Genomic DNA, 18,234 nt, shown 5'->3' with positions numbered 1-18,234 from the left:
ATATCGGCGGGACCTGCGGCTTCCGATAGCCTCACCGCCGTGACGGAACAGCACCCGCATCAGTTCGAGCGCGGCACGGACGGGCCCAAGGTCATCGTGGTCGGAGTGGACGGCTCCGACTCGTCGCTGCGCGCGGCGGCATATGCCGGTGGCCTGGCCCGCCGCCAGCGCGCGCTGCTCGCGGTCGTGTACGTGCAGCCGGTGATGGCCGCGGGCGCTGCCATGGGAGCGCCGGTCGCCGAGACGACGGACGAGATCGCCGAGGGACTGATCTCCTACATCCGGGACGCCACCGAGCGGCTCAAGGGGATATTCGAGGTGCGCTGGGAGTTCCACACCTTCCGCGGCGACCCGTACGGCGGCCTGGTGAAGGCCGCGGACGAGCTGAAGGCGGACGCGGTGGTGGTCGGCGCCTCCGAGCAGGCCGGCCACCGCATCGTGGGGTCGGTGGCGGTCCGCCTGGTGAAGGCGGGGCGGTGGCCGGTGACTGTGGTGCCGTGAGCGGTGCGCGAGAACGCCGGGCCCGGCAAGAGCGCGTCCGGACTCGGGCCGGCCGCAGTGCCCCCTCCCCGAGCCGTTCCGCGTATCTGCGCGGCGTCTTCCCTCGCGGGCGTCGCTGGGCCATCATGATCGGCCGTCAGCCGTTGCCGAACGTGAAGGGTGAGGCGCATGGCCGGGCTCCGGATGGGCGAGGGGATTCTCCGCCGCAAACCGATCGAGCGCATCGAGGAGACGGAGGTCGGCGAGGGCACCCGGCTCGACCGGTCCCTGGGGCTGTGGCAACTGACCGCCATCGGTGTGGGCGGCATCATCGGGGCGGGCATCTTCACCCTCGCCGGCACCGTGGCCAACGGTACGGCGGGACCAGCGGTCCTCATCTCCTTCCTCATCGCCGGCATCGCGAGCGCCGCGGCCGCGCTGTCCTACGCCGAGTTCGCGGGCCTCATCCCGAAGGCCGGCTCGGCCTACACCTACGGCTACGCGGTGCTCGGCGAGTTCGCGGGCTGGTTCATCGGCTGGGACCTGCTGCTGGAGTACACGGCGATCGTGGCCGTCGTGGCGATCGGCATCTCCGGCTACTTCAGCTTCCTGGTCGAGGACATGGGCGCGGAACTGCCCAAGTGGATGCTGGGGGCGCCGAGTACGGGTGACGGGCACAAGGTCGACCTGTTCGCGGCCGTCCTGTGCCTGCTGATCGCCTGGCTGCTGAACATGGGCATCAGGAACGCCGCCCGCTTCGAGACGTTCGTCGTGGCGCTCAAGGTCCTGGTGGTGCTGCTGGTGATCGCCGTGGGCGTGTTCCACATCGACACCGGCAACTACCACCCGTTCTTCCCGTTCGGCGTCGGCGGCGCCTTCACCGGTGCGGCGACCGTGTTCTTCGCGGTCTTCGGCTACGACGCCATGTCGACCGCGGCCGAGGAGTCCAAGGACGCGGCACGGCACATGCCGAAGGCGATCATCTACTCCCTCATCATCTCGATGGTCCTGTACGTGGCCGCCTGTCTGGTGTTGACCGGCATGCAGGACTACAAGCACATCGACCCGGAGAGCGGCTTCTTCACCGCCTTCAAGGCGGTCGGGCTCGGCGGTCTCGCGGACGTGATCGCGGTGGGTGCGATCATCGGCATCCTCACCGTGATGTTCACCTTCATGCTGGGCGTGACCCGGGTCTGGTTCTCCATGTCCCGGGACGGGCTGCTGCCCAAGTGGTTCGCGAAGACGCACCCGACGCGGCATGTGCCCACCCGGGTGACCTGGATCGTGGGGGTCGCCTCGGCGATCATCGCCGGGTTCCTGCCGATCGGCGAGGCGGCCGAACTGACCAACATCGGCATCCTGTTGGCGTTCGTGGTGGTGTGCACGGCGGTGATCGTGCTGCGCTACCGGCAACCGGAACTCCCGCGTTCCTTCCGGACGCCGTGGATGCCGCTCGTGCCCGCGGTGGGTGTCGTCGCCTCGATCTGGCTGATCACCTATCTGCAGTGGCAGACCTGGGTGCGGTTCGCCGTGTGGTTCGTGATCGGGGTCGTCATCTACTTCGGTTACTCGTACAAGCGCTCGGAGCTGGCGCGCGGTTAGGGTGCCCGCGGGGCTACTTCCCCATCACCAGCCCGTCCTTGGCCGCACCGCGGCTGAGCACCACGTCCCGGATCGAGTCGCGTACGGCCTTGACCCCGGCGCCCTGGTCGAGCGCCTGATTGAGGTTCACGACGCGCCCGGCGTCGACGTCGAACATCTGCGGGACGAACTCCGCCTTCGCGACCTCCCAGCGGCCCCCGGGCCGCGCGGGCGGGGCGAAGGTGAAGCGGGCGAGGGTCGACTCGTTGCCGCGCGGGTCCTGCACGTTCGCGTTGTTGCTCATCTCGCCGGCGATCTGGTCACCCAGGCCGTAGACGACCCAGGTGCCGTTGACCTTCTCGTACGCCTGCGGGACATGGGCGTGGGTGCCGAGGACGAGGTCGATGTTGGGGCGGCCGCCGGTGCGGGCGGCGGTCAGCTGCCGGGCCAGGGCGACCTGCTGCTGGTCCGGTGCGTCCTGCCACTCGGTGCCCCAGTGCACGGACACGACCACCACGTCGGCGCCCGCCTTCCGGGCCGCCCGGGCGTCGGCCAGGATCGCGTTCTCGTTGAGGAGGTGGACGGCCCAGGGCTGCCCGGCGGGCAGCGGCTTGCCGCCGGTGTCGAAGGTGTAGGCGAGGTGGGCGACCTTGGCGGGGCCCGCCCGCAGGACGGTGACGGTGCGCGCCTCGGCCTCGGAGCGCGCCGTACCGGCGTGCCGTACGCCCGCCCGGTCCAGGGCGTCGAGGGTGCGGCGGATGCCGTCGGCACCGTCGTCGAGGCTGTGCTCCGAGGCCGTCGAGCATCCGTCGTAGCCGCTGGCGGCGAGGGCCTGGGCGATCTCGGGCGGCGACCTGAAGTCGGGGGCGCCGCTGTAGACGCCGTTCGCCCCGTAGACGGTCTCCATGTGACACAGCGCCAGATCGGCGCGGGAGACGACGGGTGCGATGCCGGCGAACATCGGCCGGAAGTCGTAGGCGCTTCCGCCGCCGTCGAACCGCGCCCGGTCGATGACCGAGCTGTACGGCAGGACGTCGCCGGAGGCGACCAGTGTGAATCCGCGGGCCGCGGACGGGGCCGGCCGCGCGGCTGCGGCGGAGGGATCGTGGCGCTCGGCCTGGCAGGCGGCTCCCGCGGCCAGCAGGGCCGTCAGCGCCAGGGCAACCTGTCGGCTGCGTGCAATCATCAGCTCACCCCACTGTGGTCGTATTTACGCACAAATAGGTACGAAGCTGAGAGCGCCCCCAAACAATCCGGGCACCTCGATTAGCCCGTCCGGCGCCCGCCGGGTGGCGCAGCGGACCGCCGTGAGCGGTGTCCGGAACCGCTCGTCGAACCGTTCGCCGACGCGATCGACCGTCCGCCGCAGACCCCGGCGCGGGCACTGTGCGGCACTACCGCCCCTGCGGTGCCATACGCGCATGACGGCCGGACCCATCCTCACCAACGCGACGACCGCCGAACACGAACTGGCCGCACTGCAGCGGGAGCACGGGCGCCCCCTCTTCGCACTTCTCCTCCGGCTCTGCGACGGCGACCGCCAACGCGCCGAGGATCTGGTGCAGGAGACCCTCGTGCGCGCCTGGCAGCACCCCGAGGCGTTGCGCGCCGACGACTTCGACTCCGTACGGCCGTGGCTCATGACGGTGGGACGGCGGCTCGCCATCGACGCGCGCCGGGCCCGGCAGGCGCGGCCGCCCGAGGTCGGGGACGCGATCCTGGAGAACACGCGGGTGATCGGCGACCACGCCGAACGGGCCGCCGCCGCCCTGGATGTGCGCGAGGCTGTGAAGACACTCACTCCGGAGCACCGTGAAGTCCTGGTGCTCGTGTACTTCCAGGGTGCGAGTGTGGCGGAAGCCGCCGAAACGCTCGGCATCCCGCCCGGTACGGTGAAGTCCCGCGCGTACTACGCGTTGCGCGCCCTGCGCCGGGTGCTTCCGGGTTATGCGGCCGACCTGCGGTGAAACGGACGGCCGGGTCAAACCTCGGTAAAGCGCCTTGCTGAAGACATGTGTTGAGCAATCAGCTGTCTTCATCCGTGTTCCGGACTGGGGGCCCGGGGTCCCGGACGGGATCTCGGGCCGGGCGACGCGCACGCACCGGAGGAAGGCAGGAAGGGATGCTGCACAGAGGTCACAAGAGCACGGACGGCGGCGAACTCATCGTCCCCATGGCGTGGCTGTACGCCGAGTACATCGCCGACGAACTGCTGAGGACGGGCGACCTGATGCCGCCGACGTCCTTCGAGTTCCGGGCCGGTCGCGACGCCCTGGCGCTGACCATTTTCCTGTCGGACACGGACGGCGAACTCCCGGGCATCCGGGTGGTCTCGCAACTGGACACGTGGGCGTCGCTGACGGCCTACGACCAGCCGTGGCAGGACTGGGTGCGGGAGCGGATGGCCAAGCTCGGTGCCGAGGCGGCGGAGTCGGGCGAGCCCGCTCCCGATCTGGAGCTGGCACGGGCGGCCTGGCGCTGGCTGGAGGAGACGGAGCTGCTCGCGCCCGATCTGAACGCGGTGCCGGGCGGGGCCGCGGCGGTCGGCGAGGACGAGGGGCCGAAGGTGTGGACGAAGGCGTGGCAGCTGGGCCTGCCGCTCGGTCATCTCGCCATCCACCTTTTCTAGAGCGCCATCCAACTTTTCTGGAGCGCCATCCGTCTTTTTCGGACGCGTTCGCCCGCGGACCAATCCGCGGGCCCGGCCGCTCCGAATCCCTGGGTTGCGATTCTGTGTACGCCTTGAGTGATTCGACTGTCTGGTGCGTACCGGTGGGAGCAAGGAGTAACCCCACCCGCACCCAACGGCACGAGGATTCGGCATGTGGTCGTCCCAGGAGAGGCATCGCGACGTCGCCGCGTACGCGCTCGGCGTGCTGGACGAGGCGGACGCCTTCCGCTTCGAGGACCACCTCATGGAGTGCGCGCGCTGCGCCGCTCACGTGACCGAATTCGGGCCCATCACCCGGCAGATGATGCTGTACCGCCGGGCGACCCCACGGTTCGTGAGCCCCATGTCCAGGCCCGGCCCGCAACTGCTCGACCGGCTGCTTGCCACTGTGGCGGCCCGCCACCGGGCCGGCCGCCGGCGGTTCATCTTCGGCCTGGCCGCGTCCGCGGCGATCGCCGTGGCCGGTCCCGGCATCACGATGATGGCGAACGCCGGCGGCGGTGCCACGGCCGCGCGGATCGCCGCGACCGACGCCAAGTCCGGCGTGTGGGCGCAGGTCACGACCCAGGACGCGGAGAGCGGCAGCCAGGTCAAGCTCGAGGTGAAGGACGGCGCGGGCCCGCGCTCCTGCCGTCTGATCGCCGTCGGCCGCGACGGCTCCGAGCAGATCGTGACCAGCTGGACCGTGCCCAGCCACGACGCCCGCCCCATCACCATGCAGGGCAGCTCGGCCATGCACCCCACCGAGATCGCCCACTACGACCTGCGGACGATCGACGGCGAGCACCTGGTGACGCTCCCGGCGGACTAGATCCGCGGCCGGTCCGCGTCCGGCGGCTATTTGAGCAGCCGTGACATCCTGCGGTCCGCCAGCGGTCTGCCGCCGGTCTGACAGGTCGGGCAGTACTGGAGCGAGGAATCGCTGAAGGAGACCTCGCGGACGGTGTCCCCGCACACCGGGCAGGGCTCGCCCGTACGCCCGTGAACCCGCAGGGCGCTCTTCTTCTCCGCCTTGAGCCGGCCCGCCGCCACTCCGCGCGAGCGCTCGACGGCCTGGATGAGGGTGCTGCGCAGGGCCTCGTACAGGCGGTCGGTCTCCTCGGGAGTGAGGGACGCGGCCAGCTTGAAGGGGGACATCTTCGCCGCGTGCAGGATCTCGTCGCTGTAGGCGTTGCCCACTCCAGCGATCAGGCTCTGGTCGCGCAGGGCGCCCTTGATCTGACGCCGCTCGGACTTCAGCAGCTCGGCGAAGCGCCCGGCGTCGAAGTCGTCCGCGAGCGGATCGGGGCCGAGGCGGGCGACGCCCGGGATCTCCTGGGGGTCGTGGACGACGTAGACCGCGAGGCGTTTCTGGGTGCCCGCCTCCGTGAGGTCGAAGCCCGCCCCCGTCTCCAGGGCCGTGCGCAGGGCGAGCGGGCCCTTGCCGGGGCGGGGCGGGCCGTCCGGCAACCTGTCCTTCCAGTGCAGCCAGCCCGCACGGGCCAGGTGGGTGACGAAGTGCGGGCCGCCGTCGGTCACGAGGTCGAGGAACTTGCCGTGCCGGTGCACGGCGGTGACCTCGCGGCCCTCGACGGCCGTGAGCGGGGGGTCGTACGTCTTCAGGACGCTGATCGCGACGGGCAGCACCCGCACGATCTCGTGACCGACCAGGTGCTCGCTGAGGAAGTCCTTGAGCGCTTCCACCTCGGGAAGTTCCGGCATACGTCCAGAGTGCCACCCGGCACCGACAGTGCCAGGCGGTGTCAGGCGTCCTCGGGGACCACGAACTCGCACCACACGCACTTGCCGCCGCCCCGCGCCTCCACGCCCCACGCGTCCGTGAGCAGGTCCACCAGGAGCAGACCGCGCCCGGAGACGCCCGACTCCCCCGCCTCGCGGCGGCGCGGCAGGGCGCTGGAGGAGTCCTCGACCTCGACGCGCAGTCTGCGGTCCATGCCGGTGAGGACCCTGAGGGTGACGATCGCGGCCCCTTCGGTGTGCATCAGCGCGTTGGTGATCACCTCGTCGGCGACCAGCTCGATCTCGTCGGCGCGGTCGGCCGCGCCCCAGGTGCGCACGGCTGCGCGGATCATGTGCCGGGCCTCGGTGAGTGCCTCCGGGTCGCCGGGTGCCACATGCTGCCGGAGCCGGCCGCCGGCCTCGCCGGTCTCCAGGCCGCGGCGGCGCAGCAGGAGCAGGGCCACGTCGTCGTCGCCGCCGCGTTCCTCGGCCACGTCGATGAGGCAGTCCGCGAGGTGCCGTACGTCGTCCGGCCCGGAGGCGATCAGGGCCGTGAGGGTGTGCACGCCTTCGTCCAGGTCGGCGCCGGGCTGTTCGACCAGGCCGTCGGTGCACAGCAGCAGGGTGTTGCCGGGGTCGAGCTCCAGGGTGCCGACCGGGTACTCGAGCCTGCCGAACTCGGCGGACAGGCCCAGCGGCAGGCCGCCGGGGACGGGCACCCGGCGGCAGCTGCCGTCGGTGTGCCGGACCAGCGGGTCGATGTGCCCGGCGCGGACCACCTGGACCACTCCGGTGGCCAGGTCGGCCTCCGCGTACAGGCAGGTCGCGAAGCGGTCGGTGTCGAGTTCGTGCAGGAAGACCGAGGCACGGGCCATGACGGTGGCGGGGGTGTGGCCCTCGGCCGCGTAGGCACGCAGCACGATGCGGAGCTGGCCCATGACGGCCGCCGCGTGCGTGTCATGGCCCTGAACGTCCCCGATGACGGCGCCGACCCGCCCGCCGGGCAGCGGGATGAGGTCGTACCAGTCGCCGCCGATGTCCCGGCCGAGGGAGGCCGAGCGGTAGCGGACGGCGACGTCGGCGCCGCGGACGCTGGGGATGGTGCGCGGCAGCATGGCCTGCTGGAGGCCGCTTGCGAGGTCTTTCTCCTGCTCGAAGAACATGGCCCGCTGCAAGCTCTGCGCGATGCTGCTGCCGAGGGCGAGCAGCAGGTTGCGCTCCTCGGTGGAGAAGCCGCGCCGGTCGCTGTAGAGCAGGCCCATGGCGCCGATCGGGCGGCCCTGGACGATCAGCGGCAGATAGGCCGCGGAGGTGATGTTCAGATCCGTGATGTGCGGCCACAGCACGGGGTAGCCCTCGGCGAACTCCTCCGGCGATTCGATGAAGCGGGGCGTGAGCGTCCGTACGGCGTCACTCATCGGGTACGGCTCGTCGATGCGGGTGACGAGGGTGCCGGGCACGAAGCTGCCCGCCGGGCCCTCCGCGATCAGCCGGATGCGGCCCGCCTCGACCAGGCCCATGACCAGGCTGGTGGCGCCGAGATGGGTGAGGCCGTGGGTGTCCTTGACGACGTCGATGACGTCCTGGACGGTGCGGGCGTGCGCGAGGGCGGCCGTGGTCAGCTGGACGACGTTGGTCTGCTCGCGACGGGCCGCGTCCTGGATGTCCTGCTCGCGGCGGGCCTCGCTGTCGCCGAGTTCCTGGGTGGCGTCGCGGACGATGCCGATGATCCGGCGCGGACGGCCCGTCTCGTCGCGCCGGATGTATCCCTGGGTGTGGGTCCAGCGCAGGCTGCCGTCGCGGCGGCGGATGCGGAAGTAGGCGCCGTAGTTCTCGCTGCCGTCCTTCATGGCCTGTGAGACCAGGCTGTCGAGCCGGTATCCCTCGGCCGCGGGCACCCGGGCCGCGAGGGTCTCGGGGCGGTCGTCGTATTCGTCGGGGCGCACGTCGAAGACCTCGTGGGCCTGGGCGTCCATGTGGAAGAGACCGGTGTCCAGATCCCAGTCGAAGCTGCCCATGCGGTTGAGCGCGAGGATCGGATCCGGGTGGGCGGGCCAGTCGTCCGGAAGTGACAGGGCGCTCGCTCCCCGATCAACCATGGGCCCACCTTGCCAGGATTCGCCCGATTCTTCGACCCGGGAGCACGGAGTTGTTTCCCGGAGGACGGATATACGGAGAGTGACATAGGGTTCGGGGCGACAATGTGAGTGAGGGGCGCACGGCCGTGGACTGGTTCACCGCATCCGAGTACTGGTGGAGCCGGCTGGTCCTCCAGCGGGCTCTGGCCGTCCTGTACCTCGTGGCGTTCCTGACGGCGGCGGTGCAGTTCCGGGCGCTGATCGGTGAGCGGGGCATGTTGCCGGTCCCCCGTTTCCTCGAACGGGTCCGCTTCCGGCAGGCCCCGACCCTGTTCCGGCTCCACTACTCGGACCGCTTCTTCGCGGCCTGCTCCTGGACCGGCTGCGCGGTCGCGGCGGCGCTGATCGCCGGCGCGGACTCCCTGCTCCCCCTCTGGGCGGGCATGCTGCTGTGGCTCGTGCCCTGGGCGCTGTATCTCTCGATCGTCAATGTCGGCCAGACCTGGTACTCGTTCGGCTGGGAGTCGCTGCTCCTCGAAGTGGGCTTCCTGGCCGTCTTCCTGGGCAACGACGACGTGGCCCCGCCGATCGTGGTCGTTCTCCTGCTGCGCTGGATCCTGTTCCGGGTGGAGTTCGGGGCGGGTCTGATCAAGATGCGCGGCGACGCGTGCTGGCGCAAGCTGACCTGCCTCGACTACCACCACGAGACACAGCCGATGCCGGGCCCGCTGAGCTGGTTCTTCCACCATCTGCCCCGGCCCCTGCACCGGGTCGAGGTGGCCGCCAACCACGTCACCCAACTCGCGGTGCCTTTCCTCCTGTTCACCCCGCAGCCGGTCGCCACCGCCGCCGCGTCACTGATGATCGTCACCCAGCTGTGGCTGGTGCTGTCGGGCAACTTCGCCTGGCTGAACTGGATCACCATCGTGCTCGCCGTCTCCGCGCTGCGGCTGCCCGGTGACGCACCGTCGGTGCCCGGTCCCCCGCTCTGGTACGAGGTCCTGGTCCTCGCGGTTTCCGCGCTTCTCCTCGGCCTCGGTCACCGGCCGGTCCGCAACATGCTCTCCCGCCGCCAGGTCATGAACCGCTCCTTCGACCCGCTCCATCTGGTCAACACCTATGGCGCGTTCGGCAGCGTCAGCAGGTTGCGGCACGAGGTGGTGATCGAGGGGACGTACGACGCGGTGCCGCGCGAGGACTCCGAGTGGCGGGAGTACGAGTTCAGGGGCAAGCCGGGCGATCCACGGCGCTGGCCGCGCCAGTTCGCGCCGTACCACTTGCGTCTGGACTGGCTGATGTGGTTCGCCGCGCTGTCGCCCTCCTACGCGGGCGGCTGGTTCGGCGCCCTGGTGGAACGGCTCCTGGAGAACGACCGCGACACCCTGCGCCTGCTCCGCAGCTCCCCCTTCCCGCCCGACGCCCCGCCCCGCCACATCCGCGCCCGCCTCTTCCGCTACGAGTACACGAGTTGGCGCGAACTGCGGGAGACGGGGGCGTGCTGGCGGCGGACGTACGTGCGGGAGTACCTGCCGCCGACGCGGCTGGCGGGGGCGGTGCAGAGGTCGTCGTGACGCGGGGCGGGATGGCTCAGTGGCGTGGACGCGCGGGACGCGAGTGGCTCAGAGGCCGTAGACGCGGGTGGCCGTGGTCTCGAAGAGCTGGGCGTGTTCCGTGGGGCTCAGGCCCGCCGTCAACTCCCTTGTCGCGGACAGCACTTCACCGTAGGACGTCCGGTCCGTGCAGACCGGCCAGTCCGAGCCGAACATCAGCCGGTCCGGGCCGAAGGCGTCCAGAGCCGTTTCGGCGTACGGGCGAAGGTCGTCGATGCTCCAGGAGGCAGGGTCGGCCTCGGTGACCAGGCCGGAGAGCTTGGCGGTGGTGTTGGGCAGGGCGGCGAGGGCGCGGAGGTCGGACGCCCAGGGCTCCCGCGCGCCCGACGCGATCGGAGGCTTGCCCAAGTGGTCGAGAACGAAGGTGAGTTGGGGCAGAGCCGCGGCAGCCTTGGCGCAGGCCGGGAGCTGGTGCGCCAGGACGATCAGGTCGTAGACCAGGCCCGCTTCGGCGACGGCGGCGAGGCCGCGGAGCACGTCCGGGCGCAGCAGCCACTCGGGGTCGGGCTCGCCCTGGACCTGATGGCGGATGCCCTTGAGGTGGCGTCCTCCGGGGAGTTCGCGCAGCCGGGCGAGTTCGTCGGCAACGTCCGGGCGGGTGAGGTCGGTCCAGCCGACCACGCCGGCGATCAACTCGTGCGAGGCGGCCAGCTCCAGGAACTCCGGGGTCTCCTCGGCGACCGTGACCGTCTGTACGAGGACGGTGCGGTCGACTCCGGCCGCCCGCGCCTGGGGGGCGAGGTCCGTGACGCCGAAGTCGCGGCGCAGCGGGCTGTCTTGGGGGATCCAGTCCTGGTCGCGGACCGACAGGTCCCAGACGTGGTGGTGGGCGTCGACCGTCACGGCAGCTCCCAGACCACGGGCAGGCCGGCCGCCGCGCCCTCGTCGGAGTAGTCGTGGACCACGTCCAGCAGTTCGGCCATACGGGCCTGCCAGGCGACGTTGACCGGGAGCTGCTCCAGCTCGGCGAGCAGCCGGGCGTAGTCCTCGCACTCCAGGACGTGGAACAGGTCGGTGCCGCTGCGCCAGATGGTCCAGGAGGTGGCACCGGACGCCCGGATGGCTCTGGTGAGTTCCTCGGGGACCTCGCGGTGGGCGGCCTCGTACTGGGCGATGCGGTCCGCGCGGACCTTGGTGTGCAGGGCGACTCTCACGACGGCTCCTCGGCGGGGACGGGGGCCTCGGGCGGCAGCAGGCCCGTGCTGCGCAGTTCCTGCCAGAACTCGTGCGGGACGGGTGCGGCGAACTGCGCGGCGCAGTCGCGTACTTCGTCCGCCGACCGGGTGCCGACCAGGACGCTCACGACCGCCGGGTGCGCGGCGCAGAAGGCGAGGGCGGCGGCGCGCAGGGTGGTGCCGTGCCGGTCGGCGAGGGCCTTCAGGCGCACGGCGCGCTCCAGCAACTCCGCGGGTGCCCGGCCGTAGTTGTAGGTGGCTCCCGGCTTCGGGTCGGCCAGCAGGCCGGAGTTGAAGGCGCCGCCGACGACGACCGAGGTGCCGCGTTCCTGCGCGGCGGGCAGCAGGTCGTTCAGCGCCCGCTGGTCGAGCAGGGTGTAGCGGCCGGCGCACAGCACCATGTCGACGTCGGTGTCACGGACGAAGCGGGTGAGCATCCCGGCCTGGTTCATGCCGGCGCCGATGGCACCGACGACGCCTTCCGAGCGGAGCTTCTCCAGTGCCGGGTAGCCCTCGTGGAGGGCCTGTTCGGCGTGGTCGTCGGGGTCGTGCAGGTAGACGGCGTCCACGCGGTCGAGGCCGAGCCGTTCGAGGCTCGCCTCCAGGGAGCGGCGTACGCCGTCGGCGCTGAAGTCCCAGACGCGGCGGTGGGTTGCGGGCACGGCGAAGCCGTTGGCGAGGTCGTCGCCGCCCGCGTCGGTCGGCTCCAGCAGGCGGCCGACCTTGGTGGAGAGGGTGTACGCGCCGCGGGGCTGTGCGCGCAGGGCGGCGCCCAGGCGCCGTTCGGACAGGCCGAGGCCGTAGTGCGGCGCGGTGTCGAAGTACCGCATCCCCGCCGACCAGGCCGCGGCGATCGCCTCGTGCGCCTGCTCGTCGCTCACCTCGGTGTACAGACCGCCGATGCCGGCGCCGCCGAAGGCCAGCGGCCCGACCTCGACGCCACTGCGGCCCAGCGCCCTCACTGGCCCACCGGCCGCATGCGCAGACCCTGCATGCCGCCGTCGACGGCGAGGGAGGTGCCGGTGGTGGCGCCGGACAGCGGACTGGCCAAGTAGGCGATGGCGCCGGCGACTTCATCGGCCGTAACGAGGCGGCCGGTGGGCTGGCGGGCCTCCAGGGCGGTGCGTTCGGCGGCGGGGTCGGGGGCCTTGGACAGCAGGCGGCCGATCCACGGGGTGTCCACCGTGCCGGGGTTGACGCAGTTGACGCGGATGCCCTCGCGGACGTGGTCGGCGGCCATGGCGAGGGTCAGCGAGTACACGGCGCCCTTGCTGGCGCTGTAGAGGGCCCGCTGCGGCAGGCCGGCGGTGGCCGCGATGGAGCAGGTGTTGACGATCGCCGCGTGTTGGGACGCGCGCAGGTGCGGGAGCGCGGCACGGGCCACGCGCACCATGCCGAGCACGTTGACGTCGAGGACCCGGTGCCATTCGTCGTCGTCGTTGTCCTCGACGGTGCCCTGGGCGCCGATGCCCGCGTTGTTGATCAGTACGTCGAGTCCGCCGAGTTCGGCGACCGCGGCCGCCACCGCTTCTCGTACGGACGCATCATCGGTGACGTCGGCGCGGTGGGCGAGCAGCGGCTTGTCGACCGAGGAGGGGTCGAGGTCGAGGACGGCCACCTGGGCGCCGCGGGTGGCGAGGAGTTCCGCCGTGGCCCGTCCGATGCCGGAGGCGCCGCCCGTCACCAGGGCCTTGAGCCCCTCGAAGTCCGTCATGCCGCCCGTCCCTTCTTCTCGTCCTTCTTGTCTTTCTGGTCTTTCTTCCGGTCTTTGTTCTGGTCGCGGTCGGCGGTCCAGAAGGCGCCGTCCGGGAAGGAGTACCGCGCGATCGACTCGGGGCGCATGGCGGCCGAGAAGCCCGGCGCGGTGGGTGCCGTGTAGTGACCCTCCCGGATCACCACCGGATCGAGGAAGTGGTCGTGCAGGTGGTCGACGTATTCGATGACGCGGTCCTCGGTGGTGCCGGAGAGCGCCACGTAGTCGAACATCGACAGGTGCTGGACGAGTTCGCACAGGCCGACGCCGCCCGCGTGCGGGCAGACGGGTACGCCGGACTTGGCGGCGAGCAGCAGGATCGCGAGGTTCTCGTTGACGCCGCCGACGCGGGCCGCGTCGATCTGGACGATGTCGAGGGCGCCCGCCTGCAGCAGCTGCTTGAAGACGATCCGGTTCTGCACGTGTTCGCCGGTGGCCACCTTGACCGGCGCGACCGCCTTGCGGATCGCGGCGTGCCCGAGGACGTCGTCGGGGCTGGTGGGCTCCTCGATCCAGTACGGGTCGAACTCGGCCAGCGCCCTGGTCCAGCGGATCGCCTCGTCGACGTCCCAGCGCTGGTTGGCGTCGATCGCCAGGCGGAGGTCCGGGCCGATCACCGAGCGGGCGACCCGGCAGCGCCGTACGTCGTCCTGAAGGTCCGCGCCCACCTTGAGCTTGATCTGCCGGAAGCCGTCGGCGACCGCCTGCGCGGCGAGCCGGGTGAGCTTCTCGTCGCTGTAGCCGAGCCAGCCCGCGGACGTCGTGTAGGCCGGATAGCCGCGCTCCAGCAGGCGGGACGTCCGCTCCGCCGCGCCCTCGCGTCCGCGCCGCAGGAGGTCCAGCGCCTCCTCGGGGGTGAGCGCGTCTGTCAGATACCGGAAGTCGATCTGCTCGACCAGCCACTCGGGATCGGCCTCGGCGAGCAACCGCCACAGGGGTTTGCCGGCGCGCCGGGCGGCCAGGTCCCACACGGCGTTGATCACCGCGCCGATCGCCATGTGCATCACGCCCTTCTCGGGCCCCAGCCAGCGCAGTTGGCTGTCCCCGATCAGGTCGCGGTAGACCGCGCCCGGGTTCGCGCACACCTCGTCGACGGACCGTCCGACCACATGGTGGCGCAGCGCGTGGATCGCGGCGACCTGGACCTCGTTGCCCCGCCCGATGGTGAAGGTGAAGCCGTGCCCCCGTGGCCCGGCCGCGCCTTCCTCCGTGCCCGTGCGCAGCACCACGTACGCGGCCGAGTAGTCGGGGTCCGGGTTCATCGCGTCGGAGCCGTCGAGCTCGCGCGAGGTCGGGAAGCGGATGTCGTGCGTCTCGAGCGCGGTGATACGGCGGGAGGGGTCGGGCGTCGGGGACACGGATGGCCTTTCGGTCGGGGGCAGTTCGGGCGGACGTCAGTCCTGCGCGCGGCCCGTCGTCACGCGGGCGATCATGAGGGCGACCAGGATGATTCCGCCGTAGATGGCCTGGATCCAGAAGGACGGCACCTGGGCGAGGGTGAGCAGGTTCTGTACGACGCCGAGCAGGAGTACGCCGGTGAGGGCGCCGAACATGGTGCCCTTGCCGCCGTCGAGGCTGATGCCGCCGATGACTGCCGCCGCGAAAACGGTGAAGATCATGTTCTGGCCCTGGTTGGCGCTGATCGCGCCCACGTACCCGGTCTGCATGATGCCGCCGACCGAGGCGAGCACACCGGCGACGACGAACACGCCGAGCATCACGCGCTCGACCCGGATACCGGCCGCGCGGGCCGCGTCCGCGTTGCCGCCGATGGCGTACAGGGCGCGTCCGACACGGTGGTAGCGCAGGATCAGCCCCGCCACGGCGAATGCGACGGCGGCCAGCCACACCGACATCGGGACGGTCAGGAAGGTGCTGGTGGCGAGGGTGTAGAAGCTGTCGGGCATGCCGAACAGGGTCTTGCCCTTGGTCGCGCCGACCAGCAGTCCACGCAGGACGATCAGCATCGCGAGCGTCACGATGAACGCGTTGAGCTTGAGCTTGACGACCAGGATGCCGTTGAAGGCGCCGACCGCTCCGCCCACCAGGAGAACCGCGAACAGGGCCAGTCCGGCCGGGAGTTCGGGGCCCCAGCCGGACTGCGCGGCGGGCAGCACGAGCAGCGCTCCGACGGCGGGCGCGATGCCGACGACCGACTCCAGGGACAGGTCGAACTTGCCGGTGATCAGCACCAGGGACTCGGCGAGCACGACCATGGCGAGCGCGGCGGACGCACCCAGGATCGAGATCAGGTTGCGCTCGGTCAGGAACGAGTCGTTGACCACCGTGCCGAGCACCATCAGCAGCAACAGGGCGGGTACGAGGGCCAGTTCGCGGGCCCGGCGCAGCAGCACCGTCCTGGCGGACCGCGCGGCGGGGACCTTCGGCGGCGCGAGCGGCTCGGCCGCCTTGGTGTCAGCCATGGTCAATTCCTTCGATGGAGGCGATCAGCTCGTGGTCGCGCCAGCCCGCCGCGTGCTCGGCGACGACGCGGCCGTGGAAGAGGACGAGGACGCGGTCGCAGCGGCGCAGGTCGTCGAGTTCGTCGGAGACGACCAGGACGGCGGTGCCGTCGTCGCGGGCGCTGTCCACGCGGGCGAGCAGCGACTCCTTGGACTTCACGTCGACGCCCGCGGTGGGGTTGATCAGGACGAGCAGTCGCGGGTCGGAGGCGAGGGCGCGGGCCATGACCACCTTCTGCGCGTTGCCGCCGGACAGGTCGGAGACGGGCTGCTCGGGGCCCTCGGTGTGGATGTCGAGGCGATCGATCAGCTCGGTGGCGAAGCCGCGTTTGCGGTCGGTGCCGATGAAGCCGAACCGGCCGAGCCGGTCGAGCACGCTCATGGTGGCGTTGTCGCCGACGGTCATGCCGGCCACCAGACCCTGTTCGTGCCGGTCGCGCGGGACGCAGCCGACACCGGCCTTCAGGGCGGCCTGCACCGAGCCGAACGGCAGCCGCTCACCGTCGAGTTGCGCGGTCCCGCCGCTCGGTGTGCGCAGTCCCGCGAGGGCCTCCGCCAGTTCGATCTTGCCGCTGGCGCTGGAGCCGGCGAGTCCGACGACCTCACCGCGGCGGACGGTGAGGTCGACGTTCTCGTACGACTCCGAGGTGAGCCCGCGGGCGTCGAGCAGGACGGGCGCGCTCTCGTCGACGATCTTCTCCTGGACGCCCTGTTCGGCGATGGTCTCGATGGACTCCCCCGCCATGGCCTCGATCAGGGCGGTCCGCGGCAGCTCGGCGACCGGGGCGGTGGTGATCCAGCGGGCGTCGCGCAGCACGGTGACGGCCTGGCAGACCTCGTAGACCTCCTGGAGGTGGTGCGAGATGAACAGGAAGGTGACGCCGGAGTCCTGGAGGGCGCGCATGCGGTCGAAGAGCCGCTCGATCTCGCGGTTGTCGAGCTGGGCGGTGGGCTCGTCGAGGATGATGAAGCGGGCGCCGAAGCTCAACGCCCGTGCGATCTCCACCATTTGGCGGTCCTCGACCTTGAGGTCGGCGGTGCGTGCCTCGGGGTCGACGCGCACGTCCCAGGTGTCGAGGAGCTCGGCCGCCTCGGCTTTCAGCCGACGCCAACTGATGAAGCCGCGGTGCTGCGGCTGGCGGTTGATGAAGAGGTTCTCCGCGACCGTCAACTCCGGTACGACCGTGGGGTGTTGGTAGACGCAGGCGACCTTGCGGCGCCAGGCGTCCCGGTCGGCGAGCGCGGGCGCGGGCTCGCCGTCGAAGCGGACGGTGCCCTCGTCGGGCGCCTGGAGGCCGGTCAGGACGTTGACCAGGGTGGACTTTCCGGCGCCGTTGCGGCCGACGAGCGCGTGGGACTCGCCGGCCAGCACGGTGAGCCGGCCGTCCGCGAGGGCGGTGACCGGACCGTAGCGCTTGACGACGCCCCGCGCCTCGACGAGGGGCACGGACGGGCTTTCCTGGGTGCTCATTTGACCGTGTTGCCCCAGAGCTTGGGGTCGTCGACGTTCTTCTTGGTGACCAGCGGGGCGGGCAGCTGGTCCTCGAGGATGCCGCTGGGCAGCTTGACGATCGTCGAGTCGTGGTCGGTCGGCCCTGGCTTGAAGGTCTTACCGGCCATGGCCGCCTTGATGTAGTACATGCCGTACTTGGCGTAGGCGTCGGCGGGCTGCGAGACGGTCGCGTCGATCTGGCCCTTGCGGATGGCGTCGAACTCCTGCGGGATGCCGTCGTTGGAGACGATGACGATGTGGCCCTTCTGGCCGGCCGTCCTGAGCAGGTGCTTGGACTTGAGGGTCTGCAGGGTCGGGGCGAGGTAGACGCCGCCCGCCTGCATGTAGATGCCCTTGATGTCGGGGTTGGCGTTCAGCAGGGTGTCGAGCTTCGAGGCGGCCGTGTCGGACTCCCACTTGGCGGGGATCTCCAGGACCTTGAGCTTGGGGTACTTCTTCTTCACGCAGGAGCGGAACGCCTCGGAGCGGTCGCGGCCGTTGACCGAGGCGAGGTCGCCCATGATCTGCACGACCTTGCCGCTGGTGACATGTGCGCCGAGGTAGTCGCAGGCCTTGGTGCCGTAGGCGACGTTGTCGGCGCGCACGACCATGGCGACCTTGCCCTTGTCGGGGGCCACGTCGACGGCGACGACGGGCACGCCCTTGCGGTCGGCCTGGTCGAGCCCCGCCTCGATGGCGGCACTGTCCAGCGGGGCGACGACCAGGCCCTTCACGCCCTGGTTCAGCTGGTTGTTGATGTCGGTGATCTGCTGCGAGGGGTCGCTGTTGGAGTTGACGGTCTTGAGCGCGTCGACGCCTTCGGACTTGGCCATCTTCGGCACGTAGTCGTTGTACGACTGCCAGAACGGCGAGGTCAGCAGGGGCAGGATCACTCCGACCTTGCCGTCGCCGCCGCCTCCCCCGGCGGCGGCGGAGCCCCCGGTGTCCTTGGTGCTGCCGCACGCGGTGAGAGCGAGCGAGGCGCAGGCCGCGATGGCCACCACGCCGACGATGTTGGACCTGTTCCGTTTCCGCACTGTCCTGCCGGGCATCTTGGCGGCTCCTCGTTGAGCGGGTTCGAGCAGATGACGGCATACTTATCAGACCACTTCCCCGATACAACACCCCCGCACACCATATTTTGCGGCTTCGGAGCGGTAGTGGTCGGACCACTCCGCTGGTTAGACTGCGGCGACCCGGTGACTGGAGGAGT

Annotated in this window: 17 protein-coding genes; 6 read left to right on the top strand and 11 right to left on the bottom strand. The window is 70.9% G+C overall.

What is annotated here, in order from left to right:
• The first annotated feature begins 39 nt into the window (after positions 1 to 39).
• Positions 40 to 501 carry a universal stress protein gene (locus tag JYK17_RS03285; protein WP_108012276.1) on the top strand — a complete coding sequence of 154 codons (462 nt, stop codon included), beginning with the start codon at positions 40 to 42 and terminating at the stop codon, positions 499 to 501.
• Between the two features lie 168 nt (positions 502 to 669).
• Positions 670 to 2,082, top strand: a complete 1,413-nt coding sequence (locus JYK17_RS03280; RefSeq protein WP_222809724.1) for an amino acid permease — start codon at positions 670 to 672, stop codon at positions 2,080 to 2,082.
• 13 nt (positions 2,083 to 2,095) lie between these two features.
• On the opposite strand, the gene JYK17_RS03275 is transcribed toward JYK17_RS03280, so the two are convergent.
• On the bottom strand, positions 2,096 to 3,247 hold the full coding sequence (locus JYK17_RS03275) for a CapA family protein (RefSeq protein ID WP_222809723.1): 1,152 nt from the start codon (positions 3,245 to 3,247) through the stop codon (positions 2,096 to 2,098).
• 235 nt (positions 3,248 to 3,482) lie between these two features.
• Between JYK17_RS03275 and JYK17_RS03270 the strand changes: the two genes are divergently transcribed.
• From JYK17_RS03270 to JYK17_RS03260, 3 genes are all read left to right on the top strand, one after another.
• Positions 3,483 to 4,028, top strand: a complete 546-nt coding sequence (locus JYK17_RS03270; RefSeq protein ID WP_108012273.1) for a sigma-70 family RNA polymerase sigma factor — start codon at positions 3,483 to 3,485, stop codon at positions 4,026 to 4,028.
• A 155-nt stretch (positions 4,029 to 4,183) separates the two neighbouring features.
• Positions 4,184 to 4,690, top strand: a complete 507-nt coding sequence (locus tag JYK17_RS03265) for a hypothetical protein (RefSeq protein ID WP_108012272.1) — start codon at positions 4,184 to 4,186, stop codon at positions 4,688 to 4,690.
• A 193-nt stretch (positions 4,691 to 4,883) separates the two neighbouring features.
• Complete coding sequence (locus tag JYK17_RS03260) at positions 4,884 to 5,543, top strand: zf-HC2 domain-containing protein (protein ID WP_108012271.1); 660 nt, start codon at positions 4,884 to 4,886, stop codon at positions 5,541 to 5,543.
• A gap of 26 nt (positions 5,544 to 5,569) precedes the next feature.
• Here JYK17_RS03260 and JYK17_RS03255 read toward each other — a convergent pair whose 3' ends face one another.
• Positions 5,570 to 6,433, bottom strand: a complete 864-nt coding sequence (locus tag JYK17_RS03255) for an Fpg/Nei family DNA glycosylase (RefSeq protein WP_108012270.1) — start codon at positions 6,431 to 6,433, stop codon at positions 5,570 to 5,572.
• A 41-nt stretch (positions 6,434 to 6,474) separates the two neighbouring features.
• A complete protein-coding gene (locus JYK17_RS03250) occupies positions 6,475 to 8,550 on the bottom strand; it encodes a SpoIIE family protein phosphatase (RefSeq protein WP_108012269.1) in 2,076 nt (691 codons plus the stop codon).
• A 125-nt stretch (positions 8,551 to 8,675) separates the two neighbouring features.
• On the opposite strand from JYK17_RS03250, the gene JYK17_RS03245 reads away from it, so the two are divergent.
• A complete protein-coding gene (locus tag JYK17_RS03245; protein ID WP_222809765.1) occupies positions 8,676 to 10,100 on the top strand; it encodes a lipase maturation factor family protein in 1,425 nt (474 codons plus the stop codon).
• 48 nt (positions 10,101 to 10,148) lie between these two features.
• On the opposite strand, the gene JYK17_RS03240 is transcribed toward JYK17_RS03245, so the two are convergent.
• Genes JYK17_RS03240 through JYK17_RS03205 form a run of 8 tightly spaced genes read right to left on the bottom strand, consistent with a single transcriptional unit; the run spans position 10,149 to position 18,073 of the window.
• Positions 10,149 to 10,982 carry an amidohydrolase family protein gene (locus JYK17_RS03240; protein ID WP_128801228.1) on the bottom strand — a complete coding sequence of 278 codons (834 nt, stop codon included), beginning with the start codon at positions 10,980 to 10,982 and terminating at the stop codon, positions 10,149 to 10,151.
• On the bottom strand, positions 10,979 to 11,293 hold the full coding sequence (locus tag JYK17_RS03235; RefSeq protein ID WP_108012266.1) for an L-rhamnose mutarotase: 315 nt from the start codon (positions 11,291 to 11,293) through the stop codon (positions 10,979 to 10,981). Before JYK17_RS03235 ends, JYK17_RS03240 begins: the two co-directional genes overlap by 4 nt.
• Positions 11,290 to 12,276, bottom strand: a complete 987-nt coding sequence (locus JYK17_RS03230; protein ID WP_222809722.1) for an aldo/keto reductase — start codon at positions 12,274 to 12,276, stop codon at positions 11,290 to 11,292. Before JYK17_RS03230 ends, JYK17_RS03235 begins: the two co-directional genes overlap by 4 nt.
• Positions 12,273 to 13,028, bottom strand: coding sequence for an SDR family NAD(P)-dependent oxidoreductase (locus JYK17_RS03225; protein ID WP_222809721.1), 756 nt, complete (start codon positions 13,026 to 13,028; stop codon positions 12,273 to 12,275). Before JYK17_RS03225 ends, JYK17_RS03230 begins: the two co-directional genes overlap by 4 nt.
• A complete protein-coding gene (locus JYK17_RS03220) occupies positions 13,025 to 14,425 on the bottom strand; it encodes an L-fuconate dehydratase (RefSeq protein WP_108012263.1) in 1,401 nt (466 codons plus the stop codon). The genes JYK17_RS03225 and JYK17_RS03220 overlap by 4 nt, the downstream gene beginning before the upstream one ends.
• Before the next feature lie 36 nt (positions 14,426 to 14,461).
• Complete coding sequence (locus tag JYK17_RS03215; RefSeq protein WP_108012262.1) at positions 14,462 to 15,490, bottom strand: ABC transporter permease; 1,029 nt, start codon at positions 15,488 to 15,490, stop codon at positions 14,462 to 14,464.
• A complete protein-coding gene (locus JYK17_RS03210) occupies positions 15,483 to 17,000 on the bottom strand; it encodes a sugar ABC transporter ATP-binding protein (RefSeq protein ID WP_222809720.1) in 1,518 nt (505 codons plus the stop codon). The genes JYK17_RS03215 and JYK17_RS03210 overlap by 8 nt, the downstream gene beginning before the upstream one ends.
• A complete protein-coding gene (locus JYK17_RS03205) occupies positions 16,997 to 18,073 on the bottom strand; it encodes a sugar ABC transporter substrate-binding protein (protein WP_128801233.1) in 1,077 nt (358 codons plus the stop codon). The genes JYK17_RS03210 and JYK17_RS03205 overlap by 4 nt, the downstream gene beginning before the upstream one ends.
• Positions 18,074 to 18,234 lie beyond the last annotated feature (161 nt).

This window comes from Streptomyces plumbidurans (assembly GCF_019857225.1).
Classification (GTDB): Bacteria; Actinomycetota; Actinomycetes; order Streptomycetales; family Streptomycetaceae; genus Streptomyces; species Streptomyces plumbidurans.
Note: the sequence above shows the minus strand (reverse complement) of the source record. Positions and strands in the feature narration are given on the sequence as shown.